Source organism: Bradyrhizobium sp. CER78 (assembly GCF_029846235.1).
Lineage (GTDB): Bacteria > Pseudomonadota > Alphaproteobacteria > Rhizobiales > Xanthobacteraceae > Bradyrhizobium.
In genome coordinates this window covers 490086-498216 of the sequence record NZ_JARVWP010000006.1, presented here as the reverse complement: position 1 = coordinate 498216, position 8131 = coordinate 490086, and the positions used below count along the sequence as shown (strand labels likewise).

At 65.2% G+C, this 8131-nt stretch carries 7 protein-coding genes; 1 reads left to right on the top strand and 6 read right to left on the bottom strand.

The window, feature by feature from the left end:
• Positions 1–151: 151 nt before the first annotated feature.
• The gene (locus QDT69_RS16465) at positions 152–1528 is read right to left on the bottom strand and encodes an FAD-dependent oxidoreductase (RefSeq protein WP_279707519.1); all 1377 of its coding nucleotides are present in this window, start codon (positions 1526–1528) and stop codon (positions 152–154) included.
• 56 nt (positions 1529–1584) lie between these two features.
• Positions 1585–2286, bottom strand: coding sequence for a GntR family transcriptional regulator (locus QDT69_RS16460; protein ID WP_279707518.1), 702 nt, complete (start codon positions 2284–2286; stop codon positions 1585–1587).
• A 137-nt stretch (positions 2287–2423) separates the two neighbouring features.
• Here QDT69_RS16460 and QDT69_RS16455 point away from each other — a divergent pair, with 137 nt between their 5' ends.
• Positions 2424–3323, top strand: a complete 900-nt coding sequence (locus tag QDT69_RS16455) for an amino acid ABC transporter substrate-binding protein (RefSeq protein ID WP_279707517.1) — start codon at positions 2424–2426, stop codon at positions 3321–3323.
• Between the two features lie 43 nt (positions 3324–3366).
• Here QDT69_RS16455 and QDT69_RS16450 read toward each other — a convergent pair whose 3' ends face one another.
• The 4 genes from QDT69_RS16450 to QDT69_RS16435 form a co-directional block, all read right to left on the bottom strand.
• A complete protein-coding gene (locus tag QDT69_RS16450) occupies positions 3367–5361 on the bottom strand; it encodes a TonB-dependent siderophore receptor (RefSeq protein WP_279707538.1) in 1995 nt (664 codons plus the stop codon).
• 58 nt (positions 5362–5419) lie between these two features.
• The gene (locus tag QDT69_RS16445) at positions 5420–5626 is read right to left on the bottom strand and encodes a hypothetical protein (RefSeq protein ID WP_279707516.1); all 207 of its coding nucleotides are present in this window, start codon (positions 5624–5626) and stop codon (positions 5420–5422) included.
• A gap of 410 nt (positions 5627–6036) precedes the next feature.
• Positions 6037–7533 (bottom strand): NAD-dependent succinate-semialdehyde dehydrogenase, encoded by a 1497-nt coding sequence (locus QDT69_RS16440; RefSeq protein ID WP_279707515.1) that lies wholly within the window; start codon positions 7531–7533, stop codon positions 6037–6039.
• A gap of 158 nt (positions 7534–7691) precedes the next feature.
• On the bottom strand, positions 7692–8015 hold the full coding sequence (locus QDT69_RS16435; RefSeq protein WP_279707514.1) for a hypothetical protein: 324 nt from the start codon (positions 8013–8015) through the stop codon (positions 7692–7694).
• Between the last annotated feature and the right edge of the window lie 116 nt (positions 8016–8131).

Here is an 8131-nt window from a genome sequence, read left to right as displayed (position 1 = left end):
GCTTGCGGGGGAGGGCTGGGGTGGGGGTCCCACCACCTGTCGCCTAGAGGAGAGAGCCCCCACCCGGCGCGCAAGGCGCGCCGACCTCCCCCGCAAGCGGGAGAGGTGAAGCCACCCTCGGGGCGACCGCCTTCGCCAGTGCCCTCTTCTCTTAAAGCAACCCTCGGCTTTCGCTCGCCGCGAGCTGATCCATCAGCGCCTTGTCATCATAACGCGCGAGCGAAAGGCTGCGGGCGAATGCGGGCACCGGGGCGCCGACCACGGCGCGGGCGCAGAGATCGCCGGTGGCGCAGGCGCCCATCGTGCCGTAGCCGGAGAGCGCGGTGGCGAGGAACACGCCCGGCGTCTTCGCAGCCCCGATCAGCGGCCAGTTTTCCTTCGTCATCGGATAGTAGCCACCATAATGCACGCGGTCGCGCGGCAGCGCGCCGAGGTACTGTGCGAGCTCTGGCTGCAGCCGGCTCGCCGCGCGCAGCACGACTTCAGGGAAATAAGGGTTCAGCTCCGGCTCGCGGACCGGTGCCGTGGTCTGCTCTTCGTTGAACGCCCAGCCGAGCTTGATCCACTCGCCATGGTCGCCGCCGTCGGGCCGGCAGTGGATGCTGCCCGGCATCGGCGCCAGCAGGCGCGCGAATTCCGGCGCTGCTGCCAGTTCCTCGCGCTCGTCGTCGGACCAGGCCAGGGTCTGGCCATCGAGATCGATCGCGAACGGCAATCTGCGATCGACCGCGCGGTTGCGGTCGGCAAATGCGATCTTCTGCTGCAGCACATTGACGATCGGCAGCTGCTCGCCATGCATCGCCGCGACCTGCGCCGCGAACGGCCCCGCGGCATTGACGATGATATCGGCCTTGATGGTCTGCCGCGCGCCATCGGCCAGCACATCGGCGGTGAAGCGATCGGCCTTCGCGATGCCGACCACCCTCGCCTGCTGAAACTGCGCACCCAGCGGGCGCATGGTCTCCAGCATGTACTGGCCAAGCTGCTGGCCGCTGATGTCGCCGGCGCGGCGGATGTGCAGCGCGGTTGCGACCTCCTTGTCGAATGACGGGTAATGCGTCTGAATAAGATCACGGCCGAGCAGAACGTCGACCCCATCGGGCGCGCTCCGCCAGTCCGCCGAATGCGGCGGCAGATAGCCACGGCCCGCGCCTTCATGCAGACGGATCAGCTTGGCGGCCTGTGCGCCATAGCCGGCATAGAGCTGCTGCAGCAGTTCTTCGGGTTTTGCCTCGCGCGTGACCAAGAGATAGCCGCGCCGCGTCATGTGGATGCGGTTGTCGCTGCGGCGCGCGATCCCCTCCATCAGGTCGGTGGAATGGTTGGTGAAGTCGGCCATCGTCGGATGCGGCCACCAGTTGCGGTAGTTCTCGCCCGACTGCGCCGAGGTCAGCGCCATCGGCTGGCCTTCGTCGACGATCAACAGGCGCGAGCGCTTGTGCTGGACGGCGAGGTAATAGGCCGTGGCGATGCCGACGATGCCCGCACCGATCACCAGGATTTCGACGTCATTGGTCTTCACGCACATTCTCCGATCGGCCCGCCCGCAACAAGCCTGCGATGGTTCATCGTGTCCGACGTCACTCAGACGGGACGTTCGGGGCCTGCATCGCGCAACGCCTGGCGCTGCGCCGACCGCAGCGTCTTCTGCGTCTCCTCGATGTGATCGCGCAGCAGGCGGACGGCTTTCTTGATCTCGCCGTCGCGGCAGAACTCGAGCAGCCGGTAGTGCTCGCGCTGCGGTCGCTCCTTGCCGGTCGCCTGCGACACCAGCGCCCGCGTGAAGCGGCCGACGTGACCGTAATTCGCTTCGATCATCGAGAGCAGGCGCGGGCGATTGCACGGCGCGTAGAGCGTGGCGTGGAATTTCCAGTTGAAGGCGCCCCATTGCGCCGGATCGGGCTCGGCGTCGTAGGCGCGGAGGATCTTGGTCGCCGCCTCCAGGTCGATCTCGCCCATCGCGGGAATCGCCAAACGCAAGGCATGGCATTCGAGCGCAATGCGGATCTCGAGCAACTCGATCACCTCGTCGATCGAAAGATCGGAGACCACGGCGCCGCGGTTGGGCAAGAACGTCACGAAGCCTTCAGCCTCGAGCTGGCGGAGCGCCTCGCGCACCGGGATGCGGCTGGTGCCGAACCGCGCGGCGAGCTCATCCTGGCGGAGCTGCGATCCGGGTGCGATCTCGCCGGAGCTGATCGCGGCCCGCAGCGCCTCACGCACGGCGCCCGGCGCGGAACCGTGAGGTCCGGCGCCTCGATGATTCGTGGCGGTTGCAGGTTCCATCCGGGATCTCTTTCGCTGGGGTGCCCAAGATATCCGACTATGGCTTGGTTGTATAAAATCGATTTGCCGATTATGCAATCCTACGTATAAAATCCTATTTCATTGTATCCAATATCACCGACGGCCGCGAGCACCAGATGAACCAAGCAATCAAGCGACTGATTTACCTAGCCTTTCTTGCGACGGCGGCCTCCGCCCAGGCGCTGGCTCAATCGCCCAACGGCACGCTGGCCAAGATCCGCGACGCCGGCGAGATCCGGCTCGGGCACCGCGACGTCTCGGTCCCGTTCTCCTATCTCGACGACGACCAAAAGCCGGTCGGCTTTGCGATGGACCTTTGCGCGCGGATCGTCGGTGCCGTGAAGGCCGAGCTCAAGCTACCGGCGCTGCAGACCAAGCTGCAGCCGATCCAGCTCTCCACCCAGATACCGCTGATCGAGAACGGCACCATAGACATCGTCTGCGGTCCCGCGACCAACACGCTGGAGCGGCAGAAAGTCGTCGCCTTCAGCACCACGATCTTCGTGTCGAGCATCCGCGCCGTCGTGCAGAAGGACGCGCCGATCAAGACCTTCGAGGATCTCGGCGGAAGGCCGGTCTCACTGACCTCGGGCTCGACCTCGATCGGGCTGTTGAGCGCGCGCGCCCAGGCGAAGAATTTTCAGACCAAGAACATCCTGACGCCGGACCATGCCGCGTCGTTCCTGGCGCTGACCACCGGGCGCAGCGACGCCTTCGTGATGGATGATATTTTGCTGGCAAGCCTGATCGCGGGCAGCCCCAATCCGTCCGACTGGCGCATCATCGACGACAGCCTGCGCACCGAGCCCTACGGACTGATCATCCGCAAGGGCGATCCGGAGTTCAAGGCGCTGGTCGACAAGACGCTGGTCGCCATAATGAAGAGCGGCGAATTCCAGGAGCTCTACGCCAAATGGTTCACGCGGCCGATTCCGCCGAAGAACGTGAACCTGAATTTCCCGATGACCGCGCCGCTGAAGGACGCCGTCGCCAATCCGAACGACAAGGGCGTGTAGCCGGCCACCGCACAGTCGCGTGCGATGGCCACACGCATTTCTCCTAGAAATCGACCGTCATCGACAGCCACAGCGTCCGCGGCATGCCGCTGATCACATAGCCGGTTGGATTGCCGATCCAGTAGTGCTTGTCGAACAGATTGGTCAGCTGTGCCCTGAATGTGGTCGGACGCCCGGCAAGCGTCGTCGCGTAGCGCGCACCGATGTCGAAGGTCGCCCAGTCAGGGACGCTCTGGGTGTTGTCGGCGCTGACGTAAGCCCGGCTCGTGTAGATCGCACGCGCCGTCGCGGTGAGGCCCGGCACGAAGGGCGTGTCCCACTCGACGCCGAGATTGCCCTGCAGGCCGGGCGCGCCGATGGCGTGATTGCCGTCGTAGAGGTGGCCTTGGGTCTGGGTGAGCCGGACATCGAGCCAGGTCACGCCACCAAGAACGCGGACGCCGGGCGCCACCTCGCCAAAGGTATTGAGCTCGACGCCGCGGTTTCTCTGCTGGCCGTCGAGGCTATAGATCTTGGTGATGGGGTCGGTCACGCCGCTCGGCTGGCTGATCTGGAATGCTGCGAGGCTGGCACCGAAGCCGCCGAGATCGAGCTTGGTGCCGACCTCGGCCTGCCGCGTCTTGAACGGCGCGAACACCGCATTGGTATTGACCGCGCCGGAGGGCGGCGTCGGCCCGGGCGACAGGCCTTCGATGTAGTTCGCATAGAACGACAGCTGCTTGATCGGCCTGACCACGAGGGCGATCGACGGTGATGTCGCGCTCTGGTCGTAGTGCGTCGTCTCGAGGCCGCTGACCGCAGCGTAGCTGTTTGCGATCACCTGCTGCTGGCGTGCGCCGACGATCAGTTGCAGCATCCCGCCCATCGTCGTGAGCGTATCGGCGACGCCGACGCTGCGCAGCCCGAGGAAGCCGGACTTGCCTTCCGGGAACGTCGAGACCGGCGTGCCGGCGGTGGCCAGCAAGGTCGGGCTGTAGATGTTGGTGAGATAGGTCCCGTAATTAGTCTGGCCGAGCCAATCCGTGCGGTTCTGCGCGCTGCCGCTGACCACGATCTCATGGCCGACGGGGCCGGTATCGAAGCGCGCGCGCACGCCCGCCTCGCCCGAGAAGGCCTCCGACTTGCCGGTCTGGAAGCGGGACGTGCCCAACGCATCGCCCGCCGTGTTGAGGATCGTCGCGCCGGGATCTTCCCGCTTGTCGTAACGGAATTCATTGCCGCCGATCGCGCCGAACATTGTGACGTTGTTGCTCAGATCGTATTCCGCGCGGGTCAGGCCGGTCAGACTGCGCGACCGCGCGTAGTCGAACGGCTGCGCCAGATTGATGCGCGGATCGGGCGCGTTCGGCATCGTGATGCCGGGCACCGGCGTGTAGCCGCGCTGGGCGGCCTTCATCCAGTCGTCCTGGGAGATGATGTCCGCAGACCAGCGGAATCTCTCGCCGTGGTAGTCGACGCCGAGTGAGCCGACGCCGTTGCGTACGGACTGCCGGTCGATGCTGGTGTTGCCGCCGTCGATCCCGCCGTTGAAGCGAACGCCCCATTCCTTCTGCTCGCCATAGCGGCGCGCGAGATCGAGCTCCGTGCCGAAACGTCCGTCAGAGATGTAGCCTGAGGTCAGGCGCGTCAGGTCTTCCGCCGCCCGCTTGGTCACGACGTTGACCGTGCCGCCGATGCTGCCTTGCGGGGCCATTCCGTTGAGGAAGGCAGCCGGTCCCTTCAGCAGCTCGATGCGTTCGATCGGGGCCGGGTTGACGCGATAGGCCGGAACGAGACCGTAGAGCCCGTTCAGCGCGATCTCGCTGTTCTCGATCCGGAAGCCGCGGATGGTCAGCGCGTCGTAGCGGTTGCTGCTGCCGATCGCAGCACGCACCGAAGGATCGGAATTCGTCAGCACTTCCGCGACGCTGGTGGCCTGCTGATCGCGGATCGTCTTCTCCGTGTAGCTCGTCTGGCTATACGGCGTGTCCATATAGTCCTTGTTGCCGAGCAGGCCGAGTTGCCCGCCGCGCGCGACCTGGCCGCCGATATAGGGCACCGGCAACGCCGCCTGCTGTGCGCCGGCGGTCGGTGTGGCCGCTGGTGTCGGCGCATGCTCACGCCTGCTCGCCTGATGCGCTGCCGTCGAGCGTGCCGAACGCGACGATGACGGCCGCCGAACCGGCGTGCTTCGATGCTGTGGCGCGGCCACGACGACCGGCGGAAGCGGTGCGGCACTGCTTGCGGGTGGCTGCTCCGGCGACTGTGCAAGCGAAGGCACCGCGGTGAGGAGGAGAGACGCGCACGCGAGCCGGAATGCGCATGGAACATTTGAGGTGACGAGCATGAGGTCCCCGGAGTCTTTTTCTTGGTTTCGTCTCGAACGTCGTCAGAGTTCGAGCGCGACACCGGGGCATAAGCATCACGCGCGGTGACGCCAACTAGAACGCATCTAAGCGATGGGGATGAAACCTGCTGCGCGAGACGGCGTCGATGCGGCGGCTTCCGCGTTCCGGCTAGTGTTTCATTGAAGACTGCGCACTTCTGCGGCTCTCTGACGGCCCTTTCGAGATTAGAGAGATTCTCGATGCGACCGGCGTCGCGGTCGGACGCGGTGAATTGTCGCAGCGATCCGAATGGCGGCAAACGAACAGATCGACAAGCGTGCGATCAAGCAAAAGCCCGGCGCTGCTTCAATCAGCGCCGGGCTCAAGCGAACAGACAATGATGGCGATCAGACGCCGGCCATCATCACGTATTTGATCTCGACATATTCATCCATGCCGTGACGCGAGCCTTCGCGGCCGAGGCCACTTTCCTTGACGCCGCCGAACGGGGCGACCTCGGTCGTGATCAGGCCGGAGTTGACGCCGACCATGCCCGACTCCAGCGCCTCGGCGACGCGCCAGACGCGGCCGATATCACGCGAGTAGAAGTAGGAGGCGAGGCCGAACGGCGAGGCGTTGCACATCGCAATCACATCGGCCTCGTCCTTGAAGCGGATCACCGGCGCGAGCGGACCGAAGGTCTCCTCCTGCGCCACCAGCGCGTCGGGCCGCACGTCCGACAGCACGGTCGGCTCGAAGAAGCTGCGGCCGAGCGACGAGCGCTTGCCACCAGTCACAATCTTCGCGCCGCCCTTCACGGCATCGGCGATGTGACGCTCGACCTTCTCGATCGCCTTCATGTTGATCAGCGGGCCCTGGGTCACGCCTTGCTCGGTGCCGTCGCCGATTTTCATCTCCGCGACTTTCTTGGAGAGCTTCTGCACGAACTGGTCGTAAATCTTGTCCTGGGCATAGAGGCGGTTGGCGCAGACGCAGGTCTGGCCCATGTTGCGGTACTTCGAGACGATGGCGCCTTCGACCGCGGCATCGATGTCGGCATCGTCGAACACCACGAACGGCGCGTTGCCGCCGAGCTCGAGGCCGAGCTTCTTCACGCCGACCGACGCCTGACGATACAGGATCTTGCCGACATTGGTCGAACCAGTGAAGCCGACGAAGCGCACCGCCGGATGCTCACACAGCACCTGGCCGATCGGCGGCGCATCGCCGGTGATGATGTTGAGCACGCCCTTCGGCACGCCGGCCTTCTCGGCAAGCACGGCGAGCGCGAGCGCCGACAGCGGCGTCTCGTTGGCGGGCTTCAGCACCACCGTGCAGCCGGCCGCCAGCGCCGGCGACACCTTGCGGGTGATCATCGAGTTCGGGAAGTTCCACGGCGTGATGGCGCCGCAGACGCCGATCGGCTGCCGGATCGCGAGCAGGCGCGCATCCGGACGCTGGGTCGGAATGGTCTCGCCATAGACGCGGCGCGCTTCCTCGGCGAAGAACTCGACATAGGCCGCGCCGATGTCGACCTCGCCGAGCGCTTCCGACAGCGGCTTGCCCTGCTCGGAAGTCAGGATCAGCGCGAGGTCCTCGCGATTGGCGATGATCAGATCGAACCATTTGCGCAGGATGTTGGAACGCTGTTTCGCGGTCAGCTTGGCCCAAGCCGGAAACGCGCGCTGCGCGGCCTCCACGGCTCTGGTTGCATCTTCGGCGCCCAGCTGCGCGATCTTGACCAGTTCGACGCCGGTCGCCGGATTGTTGACGGCGAATTCGGGGGTGCCGACCCAGGCGCCGTCGATGTAGCAGCGATCGCGCAGCAGCGACGGATCCTTCAGGCGGCTGTGCAGGGAGGATGCTGCGGATTGCGTGGCGCGTGCGGCAACGGGCGGGGTCATGGCGTTACTCCTGGAATTTCTTTGGAGGGGTATTGGCCGCCTATATAAGCGGAAAGGCGCTGCGATGCACCGGCGCGCGGCGCGACCCTGCTGCAAGCAATATTGAGGGCTGGCGCGCGGTCTTCGTCCATGCGCCGTTGCGCGCGGGCGCTAGAGCGCTAGAGCGCTCCGCCCGACATGTAGGTTTCACGACGGCCGATCATACGCTCAGCCGCGGCCTTGGCATCCGCCTTGGTCGAGGTCGCGCAGGTTCGGTATTCGAGGTCGGCCTGCGCCCGCGCGTCGCGGCGGCCGAACCATGACCTGGTGCCGCTCTGCAGCAGCGCCAGCGCTTGGGCAACATTGTCGACCGCCTCGAACGAGTGCAGCGCGCCGGTACCCGCGTAGCGGACTTCGTAAAGGCCTGGGCTGATCGGCGCCTCGATATTCTCGCCGCGGCCCGGCCGCGGATAGCGCTTCCATTCACTCCATGTCGAAATCATTGCTGCGTCCCCGCAAGGCGCGAAATGACGAATCTTTTCGTCAAATCCGTCCCAATTCGCCACACCTTTTGTGCAGCGATCTGAATGCGTTAATGCAAAAAAACAGGTACGAAAAT

What these genes read in the sequence shown, in the direction of transcription:
- QDT69_RS16465 (WP_279707519.1), bottom strand. Translation starts at nt 1,528, where the DNA reads ATGTGCGTGAAGACCAATGACGTCGAAATCCTGGTGATCGGTGCGGGC.
- QDT69_RS16460 (WP_279707518.1), bottom strand. Translation starts at nt 2,286, where the DNA reads ATGGAACCTGCAACCGCCACGAATCATCGAGGCGCCGGACCTCACGGT.
- QDT69_RS16455 (WP_279707517.1), top strand. Translation starts at nt 2,424, where the DNA reads ATGAACCAAGCAATCAAGCGACTGATTTACCTAGCCTTTCTTGCGACG.
- QDT69_RS16445 (WP_279707516.1), bottom strand. Translation starts at nt 5,626, where the DNA reads ATGCGCATTCCGGCTCGCGTGCGCGTCTCTCCTCCTCACCGCGGTGCC.
- QDT69_RS16440 (WP_279707515.1), bottom strand. Translation starts at nt 7,533, where the DNA reads ATGACCCCGCCCGTTGCCGCACGCGCCACGCAATCCGCAGCATCCTCC.
- QDT69_RS16435 (WP_279707514.1), bottom strand. Translation starts at nt 8,015, where the DNA reads ATGATTTCGACATGGAGTGAATGGAAGCGCTATCCGCGGCCGGGCCGC.